This is a genomic window from Bacillus sp. JHAA (assembly GCF_036961585.1).
GTDB classification, from domain to species: Bacteria; Bacillota; Bacilli; order Bacillales; family Bacillaceae; genus Bacillus; species Bacillus velezensis.
In genome coordinates, this window is the sequence record NZ_JBAMDE010000009.1 from 56,853 (window position 1) to 83,229 (window position 26,377).

General features: G+C 47.2%; 24 protein-coding genes. 12 read left to right on the forward strand and 12 right to left on the reverse strand.

Translation table 11 applies throughout. The features are described from left to right. Positions 1–152: 152 nt before the first annotated feature. The 4 genes from V7728_RS18375 to V7728_RS18390 form a co-directional block, all read right to left on the reverse strand. Positions 153–1,136 carry a tRNA dihydrouridine synthase gene (locus tag V7728_RS18375; protein ID WP_060562266.1) on the reverse strand — a complete coding sequence of 328 codons (984 nt, stop codon included), beginning with the start codon at positions 1,134–1,136 and terminating at the stop codon, positions 153–155. Between the two features lie 795 nt (positions 1,137–1,931). Beyond that, positions 1,932–2,231 (reverse strand): YfzA family protein, encoded by a 300-nt coding sequence (locus V7728_RS18380; RefSeq protein ID WP_099567261.1) that lies wholly within the window; start codon positions 2,229–2,231, stop codon positions 1,932–1,934. Positions 2,232–3,023: 792 nt separating this feature from the next. Then, complete coding sequence (gene rlmD, locus V7728_RS18385) at positions 3,024–4,424, reverse strand: 23S rRNA (uracil(1939)-C(5))-methyltransferase RlmD (protein ID WP_099566497.1); 1,401 nt, start codon at positions 4,422–4,424, stop codon at positions 3,024–3,026. A gap of 134 nt (positions 4,425–4,558) precedes the next feature. Next, positions 4,559–5,422, reverse strand: coding sequence for a DNA-3-methyladenine glycosylase family protein (locus V7728_RS18390; RefSeq protein WP_015239403.1), 864 nt, complete (start codon positions 5,420–5,422; stop codon positions 4,559–4,561). A 106-nt stretch (positions 5,423–5,528) separates the two neighbouring features. Between V7728_RS18390 and corA the strand changes: the two genes are divergently transcribed. The 3 genes from corA to V7728_RS18405 all read left to right on the forward strand — a co-directional run bounded on the left by corA (position 5,529) and on the right by V7728_RS18405 (position 8,110). Beyond that, complete coding sequence (corA, locus tag V7728_RS18395; RefSeq protein ID WP_007408518.1) at positions 5,529–6,488, forward strand: magnesium/cobalt transporter CorA; 960 nt, start codon at positions 5,529–5,531, stop codon at positions 6,486–6,488. 63 nt (positions 6,489–6,551) lie between these two features. Beyond that, the gene (locus V7728_RS18400) at positions 6,552–7,199 is read left to right on the forward strand and encodes a hypothetical protein (RefSeq protein ID WP_015239402.1); all 648 of its coding nucleotides are present in this window, start codon (positions 6,552–6,554) and stop codon (positions 7,197–7,199) included. A gap of 50 nt (positions 7,200–7,249) precedes the next feature. Further along, on the forward strand, positions 7,250–8,110 hold the full coding sequence (locus V7728_RS18405; RefSeq protein ID WP_099566496.1) for an NAD(P)-dependent oxidoreductase: 861 nt from the start codon (positions 7,250–7,252) through the stop codon (positions 8,108–8,110). A gap of 37 nt (positions 8,111–8,147) precedes the next feature. On the opposite strand, the gene pdaA is transcribed toward V7728_RS18405, so the two are convergent. Both pdaA and V7728_RS18415 read right to left on the reverse strand, forming a co-directional pair. Then, positions 8,148–8,939: a delta-lactam-biosynthetic de-N-acetylase gene (pdaA, locus tag V7728_RS18410; RefSeq protein WP_003155556.1), complete on the reverse strand. Its 792-nt coding sequence runs from the start codon at positions 8,937–8,939 to the stop codon at positions 8,148–8,150. Positions 8,940–9,039: 100 nt separating this feature from the next. Further along, positions 9,040–9,225: an SE1561 family protein gene (locus V7728_RS18415; protein ID WP_003155558.1), complete on the reverse strand. Its 186-nt coding sequence runs from the start codon at positions 9,223–9,225 to the stop codon at positions 9,040–9,042. 146 nt (positions 9,226–9,371) lie between these two features. Here V7728_RS18415 and yfkAB point away from each other — a divergent pair, with 146 nt between their 5' ends. Both yfkAB and V7728_RS18425 read left to right on the forward strand, forming a co-directional pair. Next, positions 9,372–10,493, forward strand: coding sequence for a radical SAM/CxCxxxxC motif protein YfkAB (yfkAB, locus tag V7728_RS18420; RefSeq protein WP_045206980.1), 1,122 nt, complete (start codon positions 9,372–9,374; stop codon positions 10,491–10,493). 6 nt (positions 10,494–10,499) lie between these two features. Then, a complete protein-coding gene (locus V7728_RS18425) occupies positions 10,500–11,333 on the forward strand; it encodes a mechanosensitive ion channel family protein (protein WP_043020670.1) in 834 nt (277 codons plus the stop codon). 28 nt (positions 11,334–11,361) lie between these two features. Here V7728_RS18425 and V7728_RS18430 read toward each other — a convergent pair whose 3' ends face one another. Together V7728_RS18430 and cax are read right to left on the reverse strand one after the other, a co-directional pair. Beyond that, the gene (locus V7728_RS18430) at positions 11,362–12,156 is read right to left on the reverse strand and encodes a YfkD famly protein (RefSeq protein ID WP_099566495.1); all 795 of its coding nucleotides are present in this window, start codon (positions 12,154–12,156) and stop codon (positions 11,362–11,364) included. Between the two features lie 70 nt (positions 12,157–12,226). Next, positions 12,227–13,282 (reverse strand): calcium/proton exchanger, encoded by a 1,056-nt coding sequence (gene cax / locus V7728_RS18435; protein ID WP_007408511.1) that lies wholly within the window; start codon positions 13,280–13,282, stop codon positions 12,227–12,229. A gap of 158 nt (positions 13,283–13,440) precedes the next feature. Here cax and V7728_RS18440 point away from each other — a divergent pair, with 158 nt between their 5' ends. Beyond that, positions 13,441–14,619: an MFS transporter gene (locus tag V7728_RS18440; protein WP_025284425.1), complete on the forward strand. Its 1,179-nt coding sequence runs from the start codon at positions 13,441–13,443 to the stop codon at positions 14,617–14,619. Positions 14,620–14,804: 185 nt separating this feature from the next. On the opposite strand, the gene V7728_RS18445 is transcribed toward V7728_RS18440, so the two are convergent. The 3 genes from V7728_RS18445 to V7728_RS18455 are packed head-to-tail and all read right to left on the reverse strand — an operon-like array spanning position 14,805 to position 16,469. Next, the gene (locus V7728_RS18445) at positions 14,805–15,644 is read right to left on the reverse strand and encodes a YihY family inner membrane protein (RefSeq protein ID WP_007408509.1); all 840 of its coding nucleotides are present in this window, start codon (positions 15,642–15,644) and stop codon (positions 14,805–14,807) included. Between the two features lie 11 nt (positions 15,645–15,655). Beyond that, positions 15,656–15,982, reverse strand: coding sequence for a hypothetical protein (locus V7728_RS18450; protein WP_015239397.1), 327 nt, complete (start codon positions 15,980–15,982; stop codon positions 15,656–15,658). 13 nt (positions 15,983–15,995) lie between these two features. After that, complete coding sequence (locus tag V7728_RS18455; protein ID WP_012117078.1) at positions 15,996–16,469, reverse strand: low molecular weight protein-tyrosine-phosphatase; 474 nt, start codon at positions 16,467–16,469, stop codon at positions 15,996–15,998. A 155-nt stretch (positions 16,470–16,624) separates the two neighbouring features. Here V7728_RS18455 and V7728_RS18460 point away from each other — a divergent pair, with 155 nt between their 5' ends. The 5 genes from V7728_RS18460 (at position 16,625) to V7728_RS18480 (ending at position 21,276) form a co-directional block, all read left to right on the forward strand. Next, entirely contained in the window at positions 16,625–16,840 is a 216-nt protein-coding gene (locus tag V7728_RS18460; RefSeq protein WP_003155571.1) for a DUF1128 domain-containing protein, read from the forward strand. A 336-nt stretch (positions 16,841–17,176) separates the two neighbouring features. Next, on the forward strand, positions 17,177–18,370 hold the full coding sequence (locus V7728_RS18465) for an MFS transporter (RefSeq protein WP_007408506.1): 1,194 nt from the start codon (positions 17,177–17,179) through the stop codon (positions 18,368–18,370). A 26-nt stretch (positions 18,371–18,396) separates the two neighbouring features. Beyond that, positions 18,397–19,158 (forward strand): type I 3-dehydroquinate dehydratase, encoded by a 762-nt coding sequence (gene aroD, locus V7728_RS18470; protein WP_099566494.1) that lies wholly within the window; start codon positions 18,397–18,399, stop codon positions 19,156–19,158. 65 nt (positions 19,159–19,223) lie between these two features. Then, a complete protein-coding gene (locus V7728_RS18475; RefSeq protein WP_085341822.1) occupies positions 19,224–20,108 on the forward strand; it encodes a shikimate dehydrogenase in 885 nt (294 codons plus the stop codon). 136 nt (positions 20,109–20,244) lie between these two features. Next, the gene (locus V7728_RS18480; RefSeq protein WP_015417030.1) at positions 20,245–21,276 is read left to right on the forward strand and encodes a LacI family DNA-binding transcriptional regulator; all 1,032 of its coding nucleotides are present in this window, start codon (positions 20,245–20,247) and stop codon (positions 21,274–21,276) included. A gap of 20 nt (positions 21,277–21,296) precedes the next feature. Here the strand turns inward: V7728_RS18480 and V7728_RS18485 are convergent, their stop codons facing one another. Then, positions 21,297–21,812, reverse strand: a complete 516-nt coding sequence (locus V7728_RS18485) for a type 1 glutamine amidotransferase domain-containing protein (protein ID WP_003155578.1) — start codon at positions 21,810–21,812, stop codon at positions 21,297–21,299. A gap of 220 nt (positions 21,813–22,032) precedes the next feature. On the opposite strand from V7728_RS18485, the gene V7728_RS18490 reads away from it, so the two are divergent. Then, positions 22,033–26,325, forward strand: coding sequence for a multifunctional 2',3'-cyclic-nucleotide 2'-phosphodiesterase/3'-nucleotidase/5'-nucleotidase (locus V7728_RS18490; RefSeq protein ID WP_099566492.1), 4,293 nt, complete (start codon positions 22,033–22,035; stop codon positions 26,323–26,325). Positions 26,326–26,377: the final 52 nt, after the last annotated feature.

Here is a 26,377-nt window from a genome sequence, read left to right on the forward strand (position 1 = left end):
CTCTCCCCTTTATGATGTATGTCCTATCAATGTACCATGATTCGTTTATTTCTGCATGACGAAACTGGCCATGGATCTGTCTGGATAAAAACTGCACACAAAAAGACCCGGAATTCAAACCGAAATCCGGGCCGGATGAAGAGTTGTTTAGGTCACTCTTGCTCCATCTTATCAAGATACTTTCTCTCAAAGTCATCGAGCAATGCACGCACTTCATCTGTTGACTTTGTATTCATGCATTGATTTCTTAATTCACTTGCTCCACGGAATCCGCGGAGATATATCTTGAAAAAGCGAGGGAGCGGTTTATATGCTCGAGCATCTGCTTTTGAATATTCATCATGAAGATCCAGGTGCAATCTCAAAAGATCAAGCAATTCCTTACTGCTATGCTCTCTCGGCTCCTTTTCAAAGGCGAATGGATTAGTAAAAATGCCTCGTCCAATCATAATCCCGTCAACACCGTATTGTTCAGCGAGTTTCAAGCCGGTTTCACGGTCAGGAATATCCCCATTGATCGTCAATAGGGTATCCGGCGCTATCTCATCACGAAGTTTCTTGATTTCCGGGATGAGCTCCCAATGCGCATCTACTTTACTCATTTCCGCTCTTGTACGCAGATGAATGGAAAGATTCGCAATGTCTTGTTTCAGTATGTGTGTCAGCCAGCCGCGCCATTCGTCTATATCCGTGTAGCCAAGTCTGGTCTTCACACTTACCGGCAGACCTCCTGCTTTCGCCGCCTGTATTAATTCGGCTGCAACTTCAGGACGGCAAATCAGGCCGCTTCCCTTTCCATTCCCCGCCACATTAGGTACAGGACAGCCCATATTGATATCCAGGCCCTTAAACCCTAATTCCGCCATCCCAATACTCATTTGGCGAAAGTTTTCAGGCTTATCTCCCCATATGTGGGCAACCATCGGCTGTTCATCCTCCGTGAAAGTCAAACGGCCGCGCACACTATCCTTCCCATCCGGGTGACAATAGCTTTCTGAGTTTGTAAACTCTGTGAAAAACACATCAGGTCTGCCTGCTTCACTCACAACATGGCGAAAAACGACATCCGTCACATCTTCCATTGGTGCCAGTACAAAAAATGGCCGCGGTAATTCACGCCAGAAATTATCTGTCATAACAAATCCAAATCCTTTCATGATGGGATACAGCCAAACCTTTATCCCAAAATTAAAAACTGACCATGCTTCTTTTACACTTATAGCATGTGTCAGCACTTCTTATCAAACGATAGTAAATTTTGAACATTTCACTTTTTACACGTGAAAAAGTGAAAAGCAAACTGAAGCAGAACGCCTTAATTGAGTTAACGTAATAGACTATCGCTATAGTTAACCCCATATCGCTCATTTCTGATCAACTCAGCCAACTCCTTAACCTTTAAAAGGGTTTGAGAGAGAAAAGTGTGATGATTATCTACACCTATTTTTTATTTATATTGTGGTTTATTAATAGTAGCGCTGACCTTCATTTTTCTTAGGCGGCCTTACTTTTGCTCTTTTTGGACAAAAGGATTCCAACCTAAATAGAATATCATATGAGTTCTCCCTATTACCAATGCAAAATAATTGTCCTGTTATCGAAGATAAAATATTTAACGTGCACCATATCCGTATCTCAATATCATTTTGCGAAAAAATCATTTGATTAAGCAAATGGGGCTGGGGGTGGTATATCTGAGTACTGAAGAGAATGTAAAAAGAAAAAGCCTTAACTTACCGCTTGTGAATCACATGGAGTAAAGAGGGCCATATGTTAATATCTTTATACAATTACCTATAAAAGTTTGTATAAGGTTACGATTCGGTAATCCTGATCCAAAACCAATAAAATAGACTGCTGACTAAGTGTCGCAGTCTCATTCATAAGATTAATAAGAAAGTGTTCATTTTCTTTCATCATTAAATAAGGCATCAGAAGTTATTGCTTTCATTTCGAATATCCTTTGTTATACCTATGATTATGTGTATAACAGTAAAAACCCCCAAGAAAACAGTGACAATATTAAACCATGGATTATCATAGAATGAAAGATATGTTTGAAAGAAATCCAGTTCAGCTATGTTTGCTGGGAATCCATTCATTTCTCTATAATTAGGACCCCATCCCGTTAATTCTGCAAAATTAAAATAAAGCTGTGAAACTAAAAATGCCAAAACCGTGAGAAACCAACTTTTTTTATACAACGGTCGTTTTTTGTTTACTTTATCCATTTCATTATCCATTTCCTTTTCTGCAATACTTTTTAGCCAAGTGTCAATCTAACATCATTATATGATGAAGCATGATTGTCGCGATAATTACTTATTAAGGATATAACCATCGCAGGTATTACTGTAATAGTTGTTATCACTTGCGTTTCCGCCTCGGATTTATTTCTTCTTTGGGAATAAGGAAAATAATCGGGGTCCTTTTTTCCTGTTTAGGCTTTCATATCATGTATAACGACCAAACATGCTTTTTTAGTGTGTTTGATCTTTTATCCACAGTTGTTGCTAATAGTAGATGTGCCAACTGCCGTTGTGATTAGTGTAAGTAAGCAACCTTGCCTTTTACAGCTTCTGCTTCAGAACCTTCGTTCAGTGGTTGAGGTTCCAATATCTCTCATTCGGTTTCACCTCCTTTTTATCATTTATTACAACTATCGCCAATAGTAGATGTGCCGATGAGTGTCGGGGACTTTATTCTTTAAGAAAGAAGTTTACAAAATATTAACTGAAATTACAAGTATTCACGGAACTTGGACGACTTGTTATTGCTTCTGGTTCACAACAATATCTTCATATTTTGTCTGTAATGCCGTTTCCAAACGAAAAAAAGAAAGTGTTAATAGAAAGCAGCCTACTTGGCTGTTTTCCACTTGCTTTTCCATACGTTTTTTTCAACTCTTTTTATCAGTTAAATAAAGACAAAAGACAGATAGGACAAGGGCAAAACATGAAAAAACCCGGAAATCGGAATTGTTTAATTTACCGAAATCCAGGTCTGATTACGAATTGTTTATTTTAGTTAGACGATTTTAATACAAGCTTCGCCACGGCTTCCACATGAGCCGTCTGCGGAAACATATCAACAGGCTGAATATATTCGACGCGATAGTCCTTCGACAGCGTCTGCAAGTCTTTCGCCAGTGTGGAAGGATTGCAGGATACGTAGACGAAGCGTTTCGGTTTTACTTTTTTGATGGTATCTAAAAATGTTCTGTCACAGCCGGTTCTCGGCGGGTCGACGATGACCACGTCAGGACGGAAGCCTTCTTTCGTCCATTTCGGGAGCCAGTGTTCGGCTGTTCCTGTGACATATGCCGCGTTTTTGATGCCGTGTTTTTTGGCGTTTTTCTTCGCATCGTCAATTGATTCTTTAATGACGTCCATGCCGCGGATCTCTTTTGCGCCGCTTGAGACCCACATGCCGATCGTACCGACGCCGCAATACGCGTCTACGACTTTTTCTTTTCCTGTCAGCTGAGCCGCTTGTTTCACTTCGTCATACAGCTTGACCGTCTGCTCAGGGTTGAGCTGGAAGAAGGCGCGGGCGCTCAGTTCAAATGACACGTCGCCGAGCACTTCTTGAATGGCATGGCTTCCGGCCAGCGCTTTTGTTTTGTCACCGAAAATGACGGATGTGCGCGCGCCGTTGACGTTTTGAATAATCGATTTCACTTCCGGCAGACGGTTCTGAATGGCTTTGACGATTTCGTCTTTATTCGGCAGTGTCTCTTTCGCGGTGACAAGCACGACCTGCACTTCGCCTGTTTCAAAACCGACTCTCGTCACGATGGTGCGGACATCGCCTTTTTTGGTCCGTTCGTTATAAACGGATACGTTGTGTTTTTCCAAAATACGGCGGACGATACCCGTTGTTTTGTTTGTCGCCGGATGCTGGACAATGCATTCCTTAATCGGAACGATTTTATGGGAATCAAGTCCGTATAAGCCGGCAATGATGCTGCCGCTTTGCGAGCGTCCGACTTGAAACTGGCTTTTGTTCCGGTAATTCCAAGGGTTGTCCATTCCGATCGTATCTTTAATGTTCATTTCTTCGACATTGAATTTCGTATGACGTTCCAGAGACTGAATGACGATGTCGCGTTTTTCGCGAAGCTGCTGGGTGTATGCCAGATGCTGAAGCTGACAGCCGCCGCACTGGTCGTAGACCGGGCATGGCGGCGTGACGCGGTGTTCAGACGGCTTGCGGATTTTTTTGACGCGTGCTTCTGAAAATTTCGGCTGCACATTTGTCGCTTCGGCAACGACTTCTTCACCGGGCAGAGCGCCGGGAACGAAGACAACTTTTTTCTTAAAATAGCCGACGCCCTCTCCGTTAATGCCGAGACGTTTGATGGTCAGCGGAAATGTCTGTCCGATTTTCAATTCGGCAGGCGCCTTTTTTTGATGTTGATTCACGTTTTTTTCTCTCCGTTTCTATATAAAGCCTTTCTCCTGGGAAAACGGCTGCTTTGAAATATCACATCTTTTCAGTATAACATGCAGCCGGCGGTTCCTTCATGTTTTTCACTGGAAGTTTCCAAAAATCCTCATCATTCAATACTTCTCCACAAGTACAAGGACGCATAGCTTAAATACGGCGCCCATTCGCTGCTTACCTGGAGCATCACGTCTTTTGACGGTTTATCCTCTAGGGCGAAGCGGCGTTTGACGGCGTTTTGCAGGCCGATATCCGCCAAAGGAAACAGATTCGGGCGGCCGAGGCCGAACATGAGGACGTTTTGGACGGTCCACGGGCCGATGCCTCTGATGGTGATCAGCTTTTTCATAATGTCTTCATCCGACAAATGGGTAAGTTCCGCCAGATTGAGCGCTCCTTCTGCAATCATCCGTGAAATGTCAATCGCATATTCCGCTTTTCTCATGCTGAACTGGAGCTCCCGCAAGTCCTGATACTCAAGCCCCGCGATCGTTTTCGGCTCGGGATAGCACCAGACGCCGTCTTTTTGTTCACCGAAGGCATGGACGAACCGTTCCGTTAAAGTAAAAGCGAAGGACAGGTTGAGCTGCTGGTGGATGATGCATTTCATGAGACAGTTGTAGACGTCATATTCCAAGACGAGCGGGGTTCCCGCATGCTCCTCAAAAAGCGCCGACAGATTTGTTTTTGAGAAATGATCAAGCACAGGCTGAAGCGGCTGCTCCCACTGAAAAATGTGTTTGATCCGTTCAATCATCTCCTCGCGGTCCGTTTCTCCGCTGACGAGGAAGACCGGGTCTGCGGCGGTGCCTTCCGCTTGAACCGTGATGACGGACAGTTTGCCGTCCCGTGTTCTGAGCGGCACTTTGATTGATCTTGCATGAAGATCGACCGCATTCAGCGGATCGAGCGACAGCCTTTCAAGGACTTTATCAAAATGATACGGCGGTGTGACCGAAACCGTTTCCTTCCACATATGCTCCACCCCTTTTTGTCCAAGTATATCATGAAGCGGCCGGGCGGCAATTCGTATACTTTTCTTCATAACGCCGCATGATATAATGGCAGGCGGAGGGTTGTTTATGATACATATAACCGCAATCACAACACATAATGAGATATTAGATAATATCCCCCTATCACGTACAGAACAACCGGACATCGCATGGTACTGGATTGATTTTTTCGGCGCTGAGATGCATGAAACCGAGCTGCTGCGTGATTATTTTCACTTTCATCCGCTTGCGATCGAGGATTGCTTTCAGCATATGCAGCGGCCGAAAATCGACCATTATGACGGCTACCGTTTTTATGTGCTCCACGCTCTGAACCCGGACACACTGGAAATGGAAGAGGTGGACATTTTTCAGTCCGACCGTTTCATCGTCAGCTTCCATTTGCACGAATCGCCCGGCGTCTCAAAGGTGAGAGAACGGTTTTTCGCTTCTCCGGGATTAGCCAAAAAAGGGCCTGGGCACATCACTTATATGATTATGGATCAGCTTGTCGATGAATATTTCCCCGTGCTGTACAAAATTGAAGACCGGCTGAATGAAATTGAAGACAGCAGAACACATAAATCTTACGGCACTTTAATGAATGAAGTGTTTGAATTGCGGACTGATCTTTTGAACCTGAGGCGGACGATCATTCCGATGCGCGATTTAATGTACCGGATTTTGAGCCTTGACCATGTAAAAGAAAGCCGTGAAACGAAAGCGTATTTCAGCGATATTTATGACCACCTGTTAAAACTGGCTGAGCTGATCGAGTCAAACCGTGATATGACGTCAGATTTGCGGGACAGCTATGTGACGCTGAATTCAAACCGGATGAACGCCATTATGATGACATTAACCATCGTCTCGACCATTTTTATCCCGCTGACGTTCATCGCAGGGGTTTACGGCATGAATTTCGATAACATGCCTGAGCTTCATTGGAAATACGGGTATTTTATCGTTTTGGGCGTAATGGCCGTTCTTGTGGCCGCCATGCTGTTTTGGTTCGCCCGCAAAGGCTGGTTTAATATTTTCAAGTAAGAACGGCTGCCGGCTGTTCTTTTTTTTGAGAAAACATGATAGTCTGGAAAAAAACGTAAAGAGGTGTGCGCCGTTACCATCCTTTCTCACAAAATCATTTCTTCTGTCCTCCTGGCTTTCAGTGTCATGTCCATTGCCCCGCTGTATAACGGCCGTACGGTGTCTGATTACATCTTTGAGTTACTCGGCTTTTCCTCTTGGCCGGAAGATGGAGCCCATATCTCCGTCATTCCCGGGGTCGTGCTTTACTTTGCGGCGTTAATCTGGTGTGCCGCCGCGTTCAGGCGGACGCTTCCCGCGGCGGGGCTGTTTCTGATCTTTCTCAGTATGGGGGCCGCTTCCGGTATCAGTCCTGCCACCGAATATGCCGTTTTTTCCTTAAAACAGTTCGCGCCCGAAAAAGAGGCTGTCGAGTATTTGAAGCACCGCAGCGAATGCAGTCATCTGGTTGAGCGAAAAAGAGCGGGCATGAGCTGCACGCTTTATATCAATCATTACGGAAAAGGGGAACAAACCATTTCTGTCACCCCGGATTTATCAGAAAACATAAAGGACGTCACATTCAAATCAAAAACGTTCACTGTAAAACCCCGTTCAAAAACAATCATCAAAACCCGATTTACCGGATTTTATAAGGGGAAAGCCGCCTCAGACTCCGGATGGTCTTCAGAACCTGAACTGAAAGTGGCAATCCTGTACACAGCAGATTAACCATTTTGCATGTATAATGGTGGAAAACTTTTCATTGGAGGGACTGTGAAATGAAGATCGCCATCGTCGGACTCGGCAATATGGGCCGCCCCATCGCCGAAAATATCATGAAAGCCGGATACAGCCTGACTGTATATAACCGGACGAAAGAAAAAGCGGCTGACCTGCTGGAAAAAGGGGCCGGATATGCCGAAACGCCCCGCCAGGCAGCTGAACATGCCGACATCGTGCTGTCCATGCTGTCAGACGATGACGCCGTAACAGACGTGACTTTCGGAGCTTGCGGCATTATTGCCGGGTTATCTGAAAACGGCATTCATATTTCAATGAGCACGATCAGTACGGCGCTGTCAGAACAGCTTTCCGCCGCACATTCGGGCAGAGGGCAGTCCTTTATTGCCGCTCCCGTCCTCGGCCGCCCCGATGCCGCCGAGAAGGCCGAGCTTCGCATCATCACAGCCGGACCGGCAGAAGCGAAGAAAAAGGCCGAACCGCTGCTTAACATCCTGAGTCAGCAAGTATTTGACACTGGTGAAGAAACAAAAACGGCCAATGCCGCGAAAATCAGCATCAATTTCTTGCTCGTTTCTATGCTGGAGGCGTTATCTGAATCATTCTTAATGATGGAGAAGTACGGGTTAGAGCAAAAACAATTTTTAGAAATCGCTGGCGCGCTCTTTGGCTCTCCCGTCTATCAAAATTACGGCACGATCATGGCTGAGCAGAAATTTGAGCCGGCCGGTTTCAAAATGTCTTTAGGGCTGAAGGATACCAATCTGGCGCTCGCCGCCGCAGAACAGGTTTCTGCAAAACTCCCTCTTGCCGAACTGGCCAAGAGCCATTTTGAAAGCGGGATCGCACAAGGCTTCGGGGATCTGGATTGGGCTGCACTGATTAAAAGCTTAAAATAACAAAATAACACCTCTCCATTACCAGGAGAGGTGTTTTCTACAGGCGCGGCAGCTTCATTTCTTTCTCAAACATCAGGTCATCAATGCTTTTAAACGTGTAGCCTTCTTTTTTCAAATCGGTAATGGCATCGTCCAGAGCTTCTGAATTGTCCTTTGAAACGGTGTGGAGAAGGTAGATCGCGCCGGGATGAGCCTGCTTTATCATGTGATCATAGGCGTATTGTTTCCCTTTTTGCTCGTTAACCTTCCAGTCGACAAATGCGACGGACCAGAAAACGGTTTGGTAGCCGAGGCGCTTCGTTTCTTTCAGGACATATTCGCTGAATACGCCGCGCGGCGGACGGAGATACAGGTTGTCCCGCTTTCCGGTAATGTTGTACACAGCTTCCGTGACGGAATCGAGTTCGTCTTGAATCTGATCGCCCGTTTTTGTCGTCAGATCAGGATGATGAAAAGAATGATTGCCAATGATATGGCCTTCCTTTGACATCCGTTTAATCAAATCAGGCTGCTCTTTCACAAAATGACCCGTGACAAAAAAAGTGCCCGTGACGTGATGTTTTTTTAACACATCAAGCACTTTCGGGGTGTACCCGTTTTCATATCCATTATCAAACGTTAAATAGATGGTCTTTTCTTTCGTATTGCCCAAATAAAAGGCATCATATTTTTTGACCAGATTGTCCAGCTGTCTGCCGGCATCCGGCGGCTGATGATTGACGCTGCGTTTAAATCCCCAGTTTATCCGTTCATTCGGCACGGCTTCTGCGCTGTTGATGCCCCCCGCAAGTAAAACGGCCATGCAGCAAATTGAACAAAACCATTTCATGACCAGCACTCCTTCTGCATTTTTCCTTATTTTGCAGTAGGCTCTGCCCTTTTATACAGCCGCATTATGGAAAAAGAAAAACCCCGGCATCCGCCGGGGTTTATTCCCAATCCTTTTTAAAGCGTTCGTATTTTGCTTCCAGATCATCAAGCATGCCGATGAGCCGGTCTATATCTTCAACGTCCGTTGATTCAGGGTCTAATGAATCAATGACATTCATAAACATATCGAGTCTGTTCTTCAGGTAATCGAGCTGCTGATCTTTGCTGTTTACTGCATTCCCCATACTTCCACTCCATTCATTTTTTATAATGGTAGCGTATTTTTTGCCGTTTTTCAATGGTTCCGCTACTTGCGATCTTGGCAGATCAGGTCTAAAATTAACAGTTGGCAGACGTTAGTATGCCCCATTTATAAAGGAGTTAGATAGTCATGACACAAAACACAACACTGCGTCCGATCACACCGGAGTACGATCCTTGGGAAGCGTACATGGATGTCGACCAGTATGGAGATATGAAACTGACGAACGTTGAATTCACAACGACGACTTTGTGCAATATGAGATGCGAGCACTGCGCCGTCGGGTACACGCTCCAGCCGAAAGACCCGAATGCGCTGCCGATCGACCTTTTATTAAAGCGGCTTGATGAAATTCCTCTGTTACGCTCTATCAGCATTACGGGCGGCGAACCGATGCTTTCGCTGAAATCGGTAAAGGAATACGTCGTCCCGCTTTTGAAATATGCCCATGAACGCGGCGTGCGCACACAGATCAATTCAAACCTGACGCTTGATATCGGGCGCTACGAACGGATTATTCCCTATCTGGACGTTCTTCACATTTCTCACAATTGGGGAACGGTCGAGGACTTTGCCGACATCGGATTTGCGATGATGGAGAAGAAACCGACATTTGAACAGCGGGCGCGCTATTTCGACAAAATGATTGAAAACAGCCGCACGCTGGTCGAAGCAGGCGTAATGGTTTCAGCGGAAACGATGCTGAACAAACGGACGCTGCCGCATATTGAACATATTCACCGGCAAATTACGGAAGAAATGAAATGCCAGCGGCACGAAGTCCATCCGATGTATCCGAGTGATTTCGCCAGCGCGCTTGAATCACTCAGCCTGACGGACATGAGACAGGCCATTCATCATCTGCTCGACATTCGCGATGAAGAGACATGGATGCTGTTCGGTACGCTCCCGTTTTACGCATGCAGCCCTGATGAAGAAGATCAGAAGCTCCTCCTCCGCCTGCGGGAAGCGAAAAACGTTACGGTGCGAAACGACCCTGACGGCCGCTCCCGCCTGAATGTCAACATTTTTGACGGAAATATCATTGTCACGGATTTCGGCGATACACCGCCGCTCGGCAATATTAAAACAGACAGCCTTCCTGAAGCATATGACAAGTGGAGACAGACGAAGCTGAGCAAAGAGCTGAACTGCCGCTGCACAAACGTCCGGTGCCTCGGCCCGAACGTCCTTGTCAAAAACAGTTATTATCAGGACACAGATTTTTCATTACGAAAAGCCAGAGGTTAACAAAAGATGGAAACGACAATTACGGACATTTTGAAAAGCAAAGTGGTTGAGATCATCATCGTCGCTCTCGTGCTTTACGTCGGTGTTTTTCTGATCAACCGCTTTGTCCAGGTGTTATTTAAACGCACGGATTTCTTGGAGGAACGGAAAGGGAAGACGATTGAAAGCCTCGTCCGATCCATCACCCAGTATACGGCGACGATCGGTTTTATCTTTTACGTCATTTCTTTATTCGTTCATGATTTCGGCCGAATTTTAGCCGGGGCGGGTGTTGCCGGTATCGTCATCGGTTTTGGCGCCCAGTCGTTAATCAAGGACATATTGGCCGGTGTCTTTTTAATATACGAACGCCAGCTTCATAAAGGTGATTATGTGACGATTAACAATCTGTTCAACGGCACAGTCGAAGAAATCGGACTCCGTTCCCTCCAGATCCGTGAGTGGACCGGCAAGCTGCTTACCATATCTAACGGTGAGGTCAGACAGCTTCAAAACTATAACATTGATTTTATGCGGATTACCGAGTCCGTCGTGATCAGTTACAAGGAAGATCCCGAGCGGGTATATGCCGTCTTAGAAAAAGCCTGCGATATGCTCAATGATGAGCTTCGCGATTCACTGAAGCGGGATGAATTTCTCAATGCGACGGAGCCGTTTCAAGTGCATGGAATTATGAGTCTGAACAAATTAACCAGAGGCATTGAATTTACAGTAAAAGGCATGGTTCAAGACACAGAATACTTCTCGGCGAGCCTTGCGGTGAGACGCGTTCTTGCCCGGGAGCTGTACAACAACAATGTGCAATTGCTCGAGGAAATGTATCACACACAAAAAAGCTGATTCCCGAACCGGAATCAGCTTTTTTTATTTATCTCGGCTGCGCTGTCATTTGAAAACCGAATGTGACGTGATCCTGCACCGGAATCCAAGCTCCGATTCCTTGCGAAGTCACATTTTTGACGACAAGTTTCCGCTTGCTGCCTTTCAGCACCAAATACACTTCACCGTATGTTACTTTTCCTTTTTCATTAACGGCCGGAGCGTAGGCGTGCAGGTAGCCGAGCCGCTGCGGAGAAATTTTGTAGGTTTGATCGCGTTTTGTGCCTGCGCCGATAACCGTTTCAAACGCGAGCGGCAGTTTTGTTTTCTTCATCGCTTTTTGCATCATCATGCTTTTTACGTCTTCTGTGTTCGGCACCTTCGCTGTGAGCCCGCCTTTGATTTTGTATTGCTGTTCTTGGGCGTATGAGATAACCGCGGTTTGCTGTCCGCCCCGGTTATCCGCTCTGTTTGTGTTGATTTTTTTATATTCCCAGTTGGCGACCGTTTCGTTCGACTGATAGCCGAGCGCCCATTTCCCGAGAAATATTGTCGCCCGGTATCCGATGGCAAGCGGTGAACCGGAAACCGAGGATTCATTCAGCATCTTTATCAGATGCGGATTTTCGATGTTGATCTCTGATGTATCTAACAATTCCTTCGCCAGTTTGCTCGGCTGAAGCATCGGCTGGTCCTGTGAAGCATTCGGATACGTATTTTCCTTTGAAATGCTTACGACAGAGTTGGGAACTTTAAACGGTTTTTTTGCAGCGGCAGACGGCGTTGCGAAAAAACTAAAGGATAACAGCAGAATCAGTGTGGCATGAAACAGCTTTCTCATCATATCACTCTTTCTATAGCATTTTCCTTTAGTCTTTTCCTCCGCAATCGTTGTTATCCGCATTTTTTACAGGTTAAAGCAGGAAAAAACCGATCGCCATAATGACATAAGCGGCAAGGAGCGTAGCCCCTTCAAACCAGTTCGAATCACCGTCATTTGAAATCATCGTCATCAAAAGGACGGATGAGATCATCGCGACAAGCTCGGGCAATGTGAATACAAGCGGCATATTGACCGGAAAAAAGATGGAACAGATCACAAGAACCGGAGCCACAAACATGGCGATCTGCAAAGTCGAGCCTACCGCGATTTCAACGGCGACATCCATCTTGTCTTTGTACGCCATAATAATCGCCGACGCATGCTCTGCGGCATTTCCGACGATTGCGACGATAATCACTCCGATAAACAGCTCGCTCCAGCCGAACTGTTCAGCCACCGCATGAAACGTATGGACAAGGTTTTCAGATATGTAGGCGACGATAATGGTTGAAATAAATAAGACGGCTGTCGCTCTTTTCCCCGACCACTCAGGCTGCTCCTCTTCTTCCTTTGCCTCCGGCTGATTCGGCTGATAAACACCGCGGTGGGTGACGAGCTTGAAATAAAGAGCTGCCACGTACAAAAGGATCATGATGATGCTGATGCCGACACTCAAATCAAGCTTGTTTTTTTCCCCCATATCCATGGAAAACACTTCGGGAATGACAAAAGCAACGATAATGGCAAAAATCAGCAGGCCAGAATTATGCCGGGCATCATGAATATTGAATTCCTGCCGCTTGTATTTCAAACCGCCGATAAAAAACGACAGTCCCGCGACGAGCAGAAGATTGCCGAGCACCGAACCGGTCAGTGAAGCAAGCACGATGCCCGTCAGCCCTTCTTTTAAGGCGAAAAGCGATATAATCAGCTCTACCGCATTGCCGAACGTGGCATTCAGCAGACCGCCGATCCGCGGTCCCGCGATAATGGCAAGAGATTCAGTCGCTCTCCCCATATAACTTGCAAGCGCAATAATCGTCAAGCAATAAATAATAAACAAAACCGCTGACGGCCAGTGCATCAGGCCGCCGATGACTGAAAGCGGCACTCCCGCCGCAGCCGTAAAGAAAAAAATCCGATTCATATCTGCCTGGCTCCTTTTTTCGAATGAGTCTTCTTATATCCTTCTCAAAAACTCCCTCAATTACACTTCCGCGGCAGCCCGAATTGGCATTTTCAGGTTGCCGGACGCAGCAAATCCGTGTACGATCAAGAAAGATACTGAAGAAGGAGAAATACGCGATGTCACGACTGTACTTCTTTATTTTGGTTCTGCTTGTTTCCATCTCCGGATTTTCCCAAGGCATGCTTCTGCCGGTGATCTCCGTCATTTTTGAAACGAACGGGGAATCAGCCGCTATAAACGGACTTCACGCAACCGGCCTTTATATCGGCGTGCTTCTGGCGTCGCCGTTTATGGAGGCCCCGTTGCGCAAGCTCGGATTCAAACCTCTGATGGTCATGGGCGGATTTCTTGTTATCATCAGCTTATTCAGTTTTATTTGGCTTCAATCCATATGGTTATGGTTTTTTCTTCGGCTGCTTATCGGAATCGGGGATCATATGCTGCATTTTTCAACCCAAACGTGGGTGACGTCAAAGTCAACGCCCCGAAACAGAGGAAGAAACATTTCGCTGTACGGACTGTCCTTCGGGCTTGGATTCGCTGTCGGCCCGTTCATGGTCCCTCTTGTGAAAACAAGTCCGTCCCTTCCGTTTATCGTATCCGGCTGTATCAGTCTTGCCGCCTGGCTGTTTGTATTTGTCTTACGTAACGAGTACCCGGCGCAAGGTCCGGATGAAACATCCGGGGACAACAGCGCAAAACGTTTTTACCGCGCCCTTCTTTTCGGCTGGGTCGCTTTTCTCCCGGCTTTCGGGTACGGTTTTTTAGAAACGGCGCTGAACGGAAGCTTTCCTGTGTACGCCCTGCGCTTAGGCATATCCGTCGATGCCGTCGCGCTGATATTGCCCGCTTTTGCCATCGGAAGTATTGTATTCCAGTTCCCTCTCGGTTTATTAAGCGATCGATTCGGGAGAAAACGTGTCCTGCTCGTCATCTTATTAACGGGTGCCCTTTGCTTTTTGACGGCCGGACTGTTTCCGTCGCCTTCTGTCATCGGCTGCTGCTTTTTCACGGCGGGAATGGCGGTCGGCAGTATGTTTTCCCTCGGCATCAGCTATATGAGCGACCTGCTGCCGTCCCATCTGCTGCCGGCGGGCAATCTGCTCTGCGGCATTTCCTTCAGCCTCGGCAGCATGATCGGCCCGGTGGCGGGCGGCTGGTATATGCAGCGGTTTGAAAGCGCCAATTTGTTTTACTTTATTACGGTGATTCTGGTCTGTATTTGGCTTGCGCTCGTCTTCGGGAAAACAAAGCACAGCCCCGCATCCGAATCCCATTCTTTTCCGGCCTCATAAAAAAGCCGCCTGATCTAAGTCAGGCGGCTTCTTTCTAATGGTATCCGTTCTGCCCGTTAGCGCTTCCGCTTGTTTTCTTCTTCGGGCCGTTTTTTGAGTTTTGTTTATTATGGCTTCCGCCTTTTTTCGTATGCTTGGTCATAGCCGATTCCCTCCGTTTTTCAGCTTGAACGTCATCCGTTCCTCTATAGCTTGCTCCCGCGGTACGGATTTTCATCAGGAAGCTTTTTACGTTTATGTAAAAGCGCGTTGATTTCTCCTCCTAAAATCAGCAGTGTTCCCGTAAGATAAAACCAGATCATAAGGACGATAATTCCCCCGATGCTCCCGTATGTGGCGCTGTAGTTGGCAAAGGTGCCAACGTAAAATGAGAACAGCATACTGACGATAATCCAGCCGGCTGCCGCAAATACGGCTCCCGGCAGCACAAAACGGAGGGAAAGCCTTTTATTCGGCGCGAAAATGTAAAGCGCGGTAAACACGATTAAAAGGATAAGCGGACTGATACCCCAGCGGACAACCGACCACACCTGCAAAAACAGGCCGGAGGCGCCGATGAAATCTGCGGCCAGCATTCCGATTTCTCTGCCGAACACCGGCAGAAGCAATGCGATTAAAATCGTAACCACCATCGCGATGGTTAAAAAAATTGAGGTCAGGCGAATGATGATAAATGAGCGGTTTTCCTCGACTTCGTAGGCATGGTTAAATGCTCTGACAATCGCGTTCATACCATTCGAAGCCGACCAGATGACGGCGATAATCCCGAATGACAAAAGCCCGCCGCTGCGCTTGTTCAGCGTTTGCTCCGTTATGGATTTCACCATAGACATGGCGCTGTCGGGCGCGTATTGATCGACCGCCCCGAGCACGTCTTCTGCCGATATGGGAAGATAGGCGGTGAGCGTCAGCATGAAAATCATTAACGGAAACAATGACAGCAGGAAAAAATACGCCAGCTCCGCCGATTTACTTTGTCCTTCATGGAGAGAAAACCTTGCAAACAGCTCCTTTATAAAACTCATGACATCCCACCTCAATGATCGTTTTTCGAAAAATGCTCCTTCGTTTCTTTTAACAGGTCAATGACCTGCGGTGTCGTCTGCTTCAGCTTAGTGATCTGGCCGTTTAAAAAACTCAGATCATCCGATACGGTATTGGCGATGGTCTTCACTTGATCAAGTTTTGCAGATGCCTGCTGTTTCAGCACTTCAGGATGTTTTCGGTAGAATGCCGCACGCTGCCTGCACGCGTCCATGTTCCGGAAACATGCCTCTCTTGTCGGCTTATGTAATAAGGACAGTGCTCCGCCGGCGGCAGCGCCGATCAGAATCGCTTTTGCCATGATGCGTGTCTGCTTCATCGGTCAATCCCCCTTATAAATGATGGTCTTTCTTTATTGTCTCCAGCAAATGACGGCACCCGGACTCGACCAAAGCGTACACCTCGCTGAAATTCCCGGTATAATACGGATCGGGCACGTCCGCAAGGTCCGACTCCGGTACATAATCAAGCAGCCTTGCAATACGCGGCGCCGCTTTTTTATAACCGGCCATGCTGCGCAGATGTCCGATATTTTCTGCATCCATCGCAATGACGTAATCAAAATCGGTCAGATCAGACTCACGCACCTGCCTCGCCGTGATGCCGCTTGCGCTGATCCCTTTCTTCTTTAGGATCTCCTTTGTCCCTTCATGCGGCGGATTTCCCGCATGCCAGGCGCCGATTCCCGCTGAATCAATGTTAATCTGCCCGTTCAGCCCGTTTTTCTTCACCATATCAGAAAATACCGCCTCTGCCATAGGCGACCGGCAAATATTTCCCAGACAGACAAACAGCACATGTATCATATCGATAACCTCCCTATTCTTTCCCCGCATTTTGAGGATCAAAAACCTTATCATCATCTTAGCAACTTTTCTGCTGCTGTGGAAATAAGCTTTTATTCTAAATGAATTCTGTTAGAATAAAGGGTACGAAAACGGTCATGAAAGGATGCATGAATTTGCCGAGCCAACAAACAGAAACGTTAAACAAAATGATTGAAGACATTTCGCAAAAGCTCAACATGCTCAATGTCGGCGTCATCAGAGCGGAAGATTTCAGTGATGAAAAAATAGAAGATCTTACATACCTTCATCAAATGGTCATGAAAAAAGCATCATTCAGCCCGAGTGAAATGCAGGCCATTGCCGAGGAGCTCGCCTCTCTCAGAAAATAAACCCATGTCAGACCTGCCGAAAAACGGCGGGTCTTTTTTTGATTTAAAAAAGTGAAAAATAAAAGTTCATCGGTTTGACACATATAAAAAGAAGGAGTATAGTAACTGTGAACTTGGTAGAACGATATACTAAATGAGCGGGCCGCTTATCTTTTTTTATTTAGTAGAACGATATACTCGTTGTGATATCAGCGTTATTCAAGTTTGTATCTGCAACCGTTTTATCAAACCAGTTTTCAAAGAAAGGCAGTGGTTCAATAAAGGGGAATGGTTCTGTGCTTTTGTTAATTTAAAAATTAATTTAATTCTTTATTAACCGCATTAGGGGATGTCACCATGAAAAACATATACACCAAAATGGCAGCGGGTCTTTATATTAATTATTTCCTGCTGGGCATGATCAATATTATTATCGCATCCAATATGGAGGCATTATCAAAACAGCTTCATACATCCGCAGCCGGGGTCAGCTATTTGGTCTCCGCCATCGGGATCGGGAAGCTGATTTCGCTTCTGTTTGCCGGGAAGCTTTCGGATACATTCGGGAGACGGCCGTTTATCGTGTCGGGCGCCTTTCTGTATCTGATTTTCCTAATCGGAATTCCGCTTTCGACAAACTATACGGCCGCGTTTATCTTCGCCATTTTCGCAGGGATCGCCAATTCCTTCTTGGATTCCGGGACATATCCGGCGCTTATTGAAGGATTTCCGAAAAACGCAAGCTCTGCAACCGTGTTAATCAAAGCGTTTGTATCCATCGGCGCGACGGTGCTTCCGTTTTTCATCGCGTTTATTGCGGACAGGCATTTGTTTTACGGCTGGACGTTTTTCGTACCGGGCATTATTTTCTTCCTGAACGGCTTTTTCCTGTTAAAAGTTCCGTTTCCGAATCATAAGCAAAAAGAAGACGGCGGCCGGACGGAAGCCTCTCCGTCTGATGACGCGTTCACATCACAGCCGTCGATATGGCGCGAAGGTCTTGCGATCATTCTGTTAGGCTTTTCATCTACGGCGCTGTTTATGCTCGTTCAAGTATGGCTTCCTAAGTTCGGGCAAACCGTTTTGGGCATGCCTGAGGTGCAGGCTGTCAAATTGCTGAGCTATTACAGCATCGGTGCGCTTGTGTCCGTATTATTGCTGGCTGTGCTGTTAAACAGAGTGATTCAGCCGATTACGGTAATGGTGCTGTACCCTGTGATCGCGGCAATCGCGCTGCTTGCTCTGATTTTCATTCATCAGCCGGCCGTATCAGTCATCAGCTCCTTTGTCATCGGACTTTCAACTGCGGGCATTCTGCAATTGGCGATGACGGTTATGGCTGTTTTATTCCCTAAAAATAAAGGTACAATCACATCTTTTGTTAATATAGCATCAAGCTTATCTTTTATTGTCATTCCGCTTGTAACGGGAGCGATATCCAAAGCGGCCGGCCTGACGCCTGTTTTTCTGCTTGATATCGGAATTGCGGCCGTCAGCGCCCTTCTCGCATTGTTTATCGGAATCCGCTTTAAGCAAGTGATGAAAGCCTGACTATTTTTTAAGGGAGAGGATTTATCATGCAATCTATCACGATCAGAAACACGGTCATCGGCGAAGGGCTTCCGAAGATCATTGTGCCGCTGATGGCGGCCGGAGAGAAAGAACTGCTCGAAGAAATTGAAGCCGTCAACAGGCTTCGCCCGGATATCATTGAGTGGCGGGCGGATGTGTACGAGCATGTTGACAGCCTGGACGCCGTAAAAGACATGCTTGAAATGCTGCGGAAAGCCGCAGGCGCAACACCGCTGCTTTTCACATTCAGAACTCATAAAGAAGGCGGAAATAAAGTTATTGATGACCGCTTTTACATTGAATTGCTTAAAACCGCCATCGAAACAAAACACACTGACCTTGCAGACGTTGAGTTGTTTACGGGAGAAGCGGAAGTCAAATCAATTGTGAAAACCGCTGAAGACAACGGCGTATATGTCGTCATGTCCAATCATGATTTTCATCAGACACCGAAAAAAGAAGAAATCATTTCCCGGCTGCGGAACATGCAGGCGTACGGCGCGCACATTCCGAAAATCGCGGTGATGCCGCAAAGCACTGAAGATGTTTTCGTCTTATTGGATGCCACTCATACGATGAAAACACAATACGCAGACCGGCCGATCATCACGATGTCAATGGCGGGAACAGGCCTGATCAGCCGCCTGGCCGGCGAAGTCTTCGGCTCAGCGTGCACGTTCGGCGCGGGGAAAGAAGCATCAGCGCCCGGACAGATTCCCGTTGAAGAATTGCGCAGCGTACTCAGCATTTTAAATAAACATATGTAATCAGCGTTTTTCTGCCCTCAAAGCGGGATGAAAAACAAATGAATGGACTAACGGAGGAATACATCATGAAGAAAGATTTAGGACGGATTAACGGAAAAACTCAGCTTATCGGATTATTCGCAACACCGATCGGACACTCTTTATCTCCAACGATGCACAACCTGGCGTTTAAAAAATTAGGATTGAACTACGCTTACCTCGCGTTTGAAGTCGGCAATGAACAGCTGGAAGATGTGGTAACGGGAATGCGCGCCTTAAACGTCAGAGGCTTCAATGTCTCGATGCCGAACAAGATGAACATTCTCCCTTACCTCGATGAACTCGCGGATTCAGCGAAATTCACCGGCGCGGTGAATACAGTCGTTAATGAAAACGGCAGACTGATCGGACACTCCACTGACGGTATGGGATACGTCCGCAACTTAAAAGAACACGGCATCGATATCACAGGCAAAAAAATGACGCTGGTCGGTTCCGGCGGGGCCGCCACTCCGATAGCGATTCAATCCGCATTGGAAGGTCTCGGAGAAATCTCTATTTTCGCCCGCAATGACGCGTTTTTCGAAAAAGCGGAAGAAAACGTCCGCATCATCAATGAAGAAATGAAGGGATCTTCTTGCAAAGCGAAAGTCTTCCCGCTCGAAGATCAAGATGCGCTGCGTGCTGAAATCGCTTCAAGCGATATTTTCACAAACGGAACAGGTGTCGGCATGAAACCGCTTGAAGGCTTGAGCGTCATTGAAGATACATCCATGCTCCGTCCTGATTTGATTGTGACAGACGTCGTTTACAACCCCGTTACGTCGAAATTGCTTGAACAAGCTCAAGCGGCCGGCTGCAACACGATTAACGGCCTCGGCATGATGCTTTGGCAGGGCGCCATGGCGTTTGAATATTGGACAGGCCGTGAAATGCCTGTTCAGTATATTAAAGAGCAAATGTTTGAATAACCTATTGTGACAGAAGCGCCGAAGGACAATCCGTCTTCCGGCGCTTTATCATTTTCTCCCCCTCTCTCTTTCTTCTCATGCGCCAAAACGCTTATAATGGATGTAACGAATAAAAACCAAGTGAGGAATACGACGTATGAAACAGCAAAAAAAACGCCGGGTGACATTGCAGCAGGTCGCTGAACATGCCGGCGTCTCAACATCCACCGCTTCATTAATCGTCCGCAATAATCCGCGAATTTCCGAAGCGACCCGTGAGAAAGTGCTGCAATCCATGCGGGAGCTGGGGTACGTATATGATCGGGTCGCCGCGAATTTACGATCACAGACGTCCACAACGGTAGGATTGATTATTACTGACATTTCCAATACGTTTTTCTCAGAGTTTCTGATCGGCGTTCAGAATACGCTTGAGGAAGTCGGATTAACAGTGCTGTTAGGCACGACATTTGATTCCGTCGCCAAGCAGGAGCAGCTGATCTCGACCATGCTGGAGCACAGGGTCGGCGGATTGATTTTGTGTCCGGTTTCAGGTACGGCTGAGGAAACCCTTTCCCGCCTTGAGCAGCTTGACATTCCGGTCGTGCTCGCCGTCAGGGAGATTGCCGATGCCGACTGTGATTTTGTCGGAGCCGATTATGAGGAAGGCACCTATAAGGCAGTGCGTCATTTCATTGAGAAAGGCCATCAGGAGATTGCGTTTCTGGGCGGCGTGAAGCACTCATCAACATGGACGAAGCGCATGAAAGGGTTTAAAAAAGCGCTCCGTGAAGCGGATCTGGAAGTGAAAAATGACTATGTCATTGACAGCGCGCCGACCCGCGAAGCAGGCTGTGAAGCCGTGACGGAGCTCCTCCGCCGGTCTGAGCGCCCGACCGCGATTTTCTGCTTCAGTGATTTGGTCGCGTTCGGCGTCATGCAAGGGATCAGAAAAGCCGGGCTCATTCCGGGCGAAGATATTGACATTGTCGGCTTTGATAACGTGCCGGAAGCTGAAATTTCTTATCCCCCGCTTACAACTGTTTCTTCCTTTCCGCGGCAGTCGGGAAAAGAAGCGGCTCAATTGCTGCATCATAAAATCACCAGTTCCCAGCACAAAAAACAACGCATTATTCTGGCGCCTGAGCTGGTTATCCGGGAATCTTCACAAAAAAAGCGGAACGCCTGATACGGCGCTCCGCTTTTATATTACGCAAGCAGTTTTAATGATTCGCGGTTGAATGCCGGTATGTCATCCGGTGTGCGGCTTGTGACCAGCTGGTTCTGGCAGACGACGACTTCTTCATCCACCACATTTGCGCCCGCGTTTTCCATGTCGATTCGGATTGATGTAAACCCTGTCGCTTTGCGCCCGTCCAATGCTTTCGCGTTGATGAGAAGCTGAGGTCCGTGGCAGATGGCGAACACCGGTTTTTTATCATCCATAAACGCTTTGGCAAATTGGACGAAACGGTCATCCGCACGCAGCATGTCAGGAGAGAATCCGCCCGGGATCAGCAATGCGTCAAAGTCTTTCGGATTTACATCATCGATGGACGCATCCACTTTCACTTCCGCTTCCCCTTGTTTGCCTTTGACTGTTTTTCCTTTTTCCTGTTCAATTACGGTTAATTCATGACCCGCATCTTTAAAAGCTTTCGCAGGTTCAGTATACTCGACATCCTCAAAATAATCGGTTAATACAACTGCAATTTTTTTACCCATAGTTACTACCTCCTGCTTGATGAAGTCTACATAAATCCATGTACCCCAGCCACACTAACATCAAACATAGGTAACGCGTTTGCCGCTCATCCGTTTCACATAGGTCATTATCCTCATTTTTCATCTTTTTACAAGAATCATCATGAAATCTATATGAACTTTCACAAAATATTCTTACAATGGTACTGCATGACAAAATTTGTTGAAAGGTGGAGAACAGGTGAGAATACAGAAAAGACGATGCAGCGTCAATATGACACTCCGTATTCTGCTGCCACTAGTTATGATACTTAGTCTAATCCTCCCAACATCACCCATTAAAGCAGAAGAAAACAAATCCTCCAGTGTGAATCTCAGCATTTTAGCCACAACTGACGTTCACGCTAACATGATGGACTACGATTACTACAGCGACAAACCGACAACGGAATTCGGGCTGGCCCGAACGGCTCAGCTTATTGAGAAGCACAGGCGCGAAAACCCGAATACGCTGCTTGTCGATAACGGAGACCTGATTCAGGGGAATCCCCTCGGAGAATACGCCGTAAAATATGAGAAAAATGATATTATTTCAGGCGCAAAGACCCATCCGATCATTGAAGTGATGAACAGTCTGCATTATGACGCAGGAACACTCGGCAATCATGAATTTAATTACGGGCTTGAATTTCTGGACGGGACAATCAAAGGCGCTGATTATCCGATCGTTAACGCCAATGTGAAAACATTAAGCGGCGAAAACCGTTATACGCCTTATGTCATAAAAGACATAACCGTCACGGATGAAAACGGCGGCAAGCATCAGATAAAAGTCGGCTACATCGGCTTTGTTCCTCCCCAGATCATGACGTGGGATAAGAAAAATCTCGAAGGCCGCGTTCAGGTCGAAGACATTGTGGAATCCGCAAAGAAAACCGTTCCGAAAATGAAAGCTGAAGGAGCCGATATCGTCATCGCCCTCGCCCACAGCGGCATCGAAAAAAAAGCGCAGTCTTCCGGAGCGGAAAACGCCGTTTTTGACCTGGCAACGAAAGTCAGCGGAATTGATGCGATCGTATCCGGCCATCAGCACGGGCTTTTCCCTGATGCCGAATACAAAGGCGCTGATCAATTTGACATCGATAAAGGCACGATTAACGGCATCCCCGTTGTCATGTCAAGCAGCTGGGGCAAATATGCGGGCGTCATCGACCTCCGGCTTGAAAAAACAGACAGCGCGTGGCATGTGGAAGATGCAAAAGGCAGCATCGAGCCGATTGCCGGCAATGTGACGTCGGAAAACGAAACCGTCGTCAATACCGTCAAAAAAGCGCACGAAGGCACATTGAAATACATCAGAGAACCCGTCGGCCAGACAAAAGCCGATATCAACAGTTTCTTCGCCCAAGTCAAAGATGATCCGTCCATTCAAATCGTAACGGATGCGCAAAAATGGTACGCCGAAAATAAGATGAAGGATACGGAATACAAAGATCTGCCTATCCTCTCGGCGGGCGCCCCGTTTAAAGCCGGCGGGCGGAACGGCTCAAACTACTATACAAACATTTCCGCTGGCGACCTCGCCATCAAAAACATCGGCGATTTGTACCTGTATGACAACACGGTTCAGATCGTCAAGCTGAACGGAAGCGAAGTGAAAGACTGGCTCGAAATGTCCGCGGGGCAATTTAATCAGATCGATCAGGCAAAAGGCGGCAGCCAAGCGCTTTTAAATGACGCCTACCGCTCATACAATTTTGATGTCATTGACGGTGTCACCTATCAGGTCGATGTCACAAAACCGGCGAAATACAACGAAAACGGAACAGTCATTCATCCCGATGCAAGCCGGATCGTCAACCTTTCTTATCAAGGAAAGCCCGTCAGCGCCAAGCAGGAATTTCTGATCGTCACAAATAATTACCGCGCTTCAGGCGGCGGAGGATTCCCTCACTTAAGCAATGATAAAATCGTATACTCTTCTGCCGATGAGAACAGGCAGGTCTTAATGGATTACATCATCCAGCAGAAAACGATTAATCCGCAGGCTGATCATAACTGGTCCATCCTTCCGGTCAAAGGGACAAACCTGACATTTGAATCTTCCTTGGCCGCAAAGCCGTTTGCCGACCGCGCAGATGACGTCGCCTATATCGGTGAATCACAAAACGCGGGCTACGGACAGTACAAGCTCCAATTCAAAGATGATGAACCGGGCACAGATCCGCCGAAAGATGATGCATGGAAACTCACCGTTATGCATACAAACGACACGCACGCCCACCTTGATAACGCGGCGAGGCGGATGACGAAAATCAAAGAAATCAGAAGCGAAACCGACCGCAGCATTTTGCTGGATGCGGGAGACGTTTTCTCAGGCGATCTCTATTTCACAAAGTGGCAGGGGCTGGCTGATTTAAAATTGATGAACCGCATGGGCTACGACGCAATGACCTTCGGAAATCATGAGTTTGATAAAGGTCCGGGTGCTCTCGCCAGCTTCCTGAGCGGTAACGGGAGCGCGGCTGACCCGTCCGGAAAATACAATTTTCAAGCGCCTGACTTTCCGCTCGTCAGCTCAAATGTCGATGTGTCCAAAGAGTCAAAACTCAGACCATTCATGAAAAAAGCAGACACATTTACGGCAGGGAAAAAGAAAAAAGCAGGCATCTATCCATACATTCTGCTTGATGTAAACGGAGAAAAAGTCGCCGTATTCGGCTTAACGACAGAAGATACGTCCGTCACATCAAGCCCGGGAAAAAGCATTGTCTTTCATGATGCCTTCCAATCCGCACAAGATACAGTAAAAGAAATACAGAATAAGGAACATGTCAATAAAATTATCGCCCTGACACATATCGGGCATCAGCGTGATCTCGATCTTGCCAAAAAGGTAAAAGGCATCGACTTGATCGTCGGCGGACATACGCATACGCTTGTAAATAAAATGGAAGTTGTCAAAAACGAAGAGCCGACCATCGTCGCCCAAGCAAAAGAATACGGCGAATATTTAGGCCGGGCAGATGTCGCATTTGACAAAAACGGCATCGTCCTGCCGGAACAATCCTCTCTTCAGGCGATTCCAGTGAACGAGCAGACGAAAGAAGACCCGGATCTGAAAAAAGAGCTTGATCCGTTTAAAAAAGAGCTCGTCTCAGTCAAAAATGAAAAAGTCGGCTCAACGAAGGTCGCACTTGACGGCCAGCGCGAGCATGTCCGCTCCAAAGAAACCAATCTCGGAAACTTCATCGCGGACGGCATGCTGCAAAAAGCGAAGGAAGCGGCCGGCGCCCAAATCGCGATCACAAACGGGGGCGGCATCCGCGCGGGCATTGATAAAGGAGACATCACACTCGGCGATGTGCTGAATGTGATGCCGTTCGGCAACACGCTTTACGTCGCGGATTTAACCGGAAAACAGATCAAACAAGCCTTGGAACAAGGGTTAAGCGGAATTGAGGCTCAAGGCGGCGCCTTCCCTCAAGTTGCCGGTTTAACATACACGTTTACACTGAATAAAAAGCCGGGACACCGCGTTCTTCAAGCTGCGGCCGTACAGGATGACGGCAGCGTAAAGCCGATTTCTGATAAGAAGACATACAGAGTCGCCACCAGTAACTTTGTCGGTGAAGGCGGAGACGGATATTCCGTCTTTAACGAAGCGTCCCATAAAGAAGACCTTGGCTTTGTCGACTATGAGGTCTTCACCGAGCAGCTTGAAAAAGCGGGAAAAGCGGTGGAACCGAAAGTTGACGGCCGCGCGCAGGAAGTGTACCTGCCGACGAAACAAAAAAACGGTTCGTGGACGCTTGAAGGTGACAGCGCATTTGCCGCCTATGCCAAAAACGCAAACACGCCGATCGTGTATTACGATAAGAATGACGGCGCCAAAAAGCCGATTGATCTCAGCGTGACCAAAAAACAAATCGGCCTGTTAAAGGACAGAACATCGGATTCTTCCCTTACGATCCTGCATGACAAGTTCAGCATGAAAATGCCGATGGCAAACGCTGCTTCAGCTGATACACGATTCGGCGTGACGCCGAAAGGAAAAGTAAGCGGGGCGCTTTCAAATGTATACGACTTTACAATGAAGCAGAAAAACAAAGACATCAAAACATTCAAAGCGCCGGTAAAGCTCACCCTGCGCATTGAGAATACGAAAAAGGCGAAACAGCCGGGCATTTACCATGTAGACCGGAAAAAGAACGTCTATACAAAAACAGACAACGGTTCGGTTTCACACGATCTCGTCACGGGCTATACAAATCATTTCAGTGAATACACCATATTAAACGCAAACACGAAGAGCGCGCCGCCGCCAAGCGGAGACCAAGGCTCCGGAAAGCAGCCAAGCGGACAAAAACCGTCATCCGGCCCTGCGCAGGACGGAGTATCGCCGGGCGGCCTGCTTCCTGATACGGCCACAACGATGTATTCCATCCTTCTTGCCGGGTTACTCATCAGCGCGCTCGGAACGGCACTGTATCTGCATCAAAGAAGAAAAGCAAAAAAAGTGAACGAAGCATAAAAAGACCGCTTTTATCGGGCGGTTCATCCAAAAGCTCTCCTGATCTGATTTC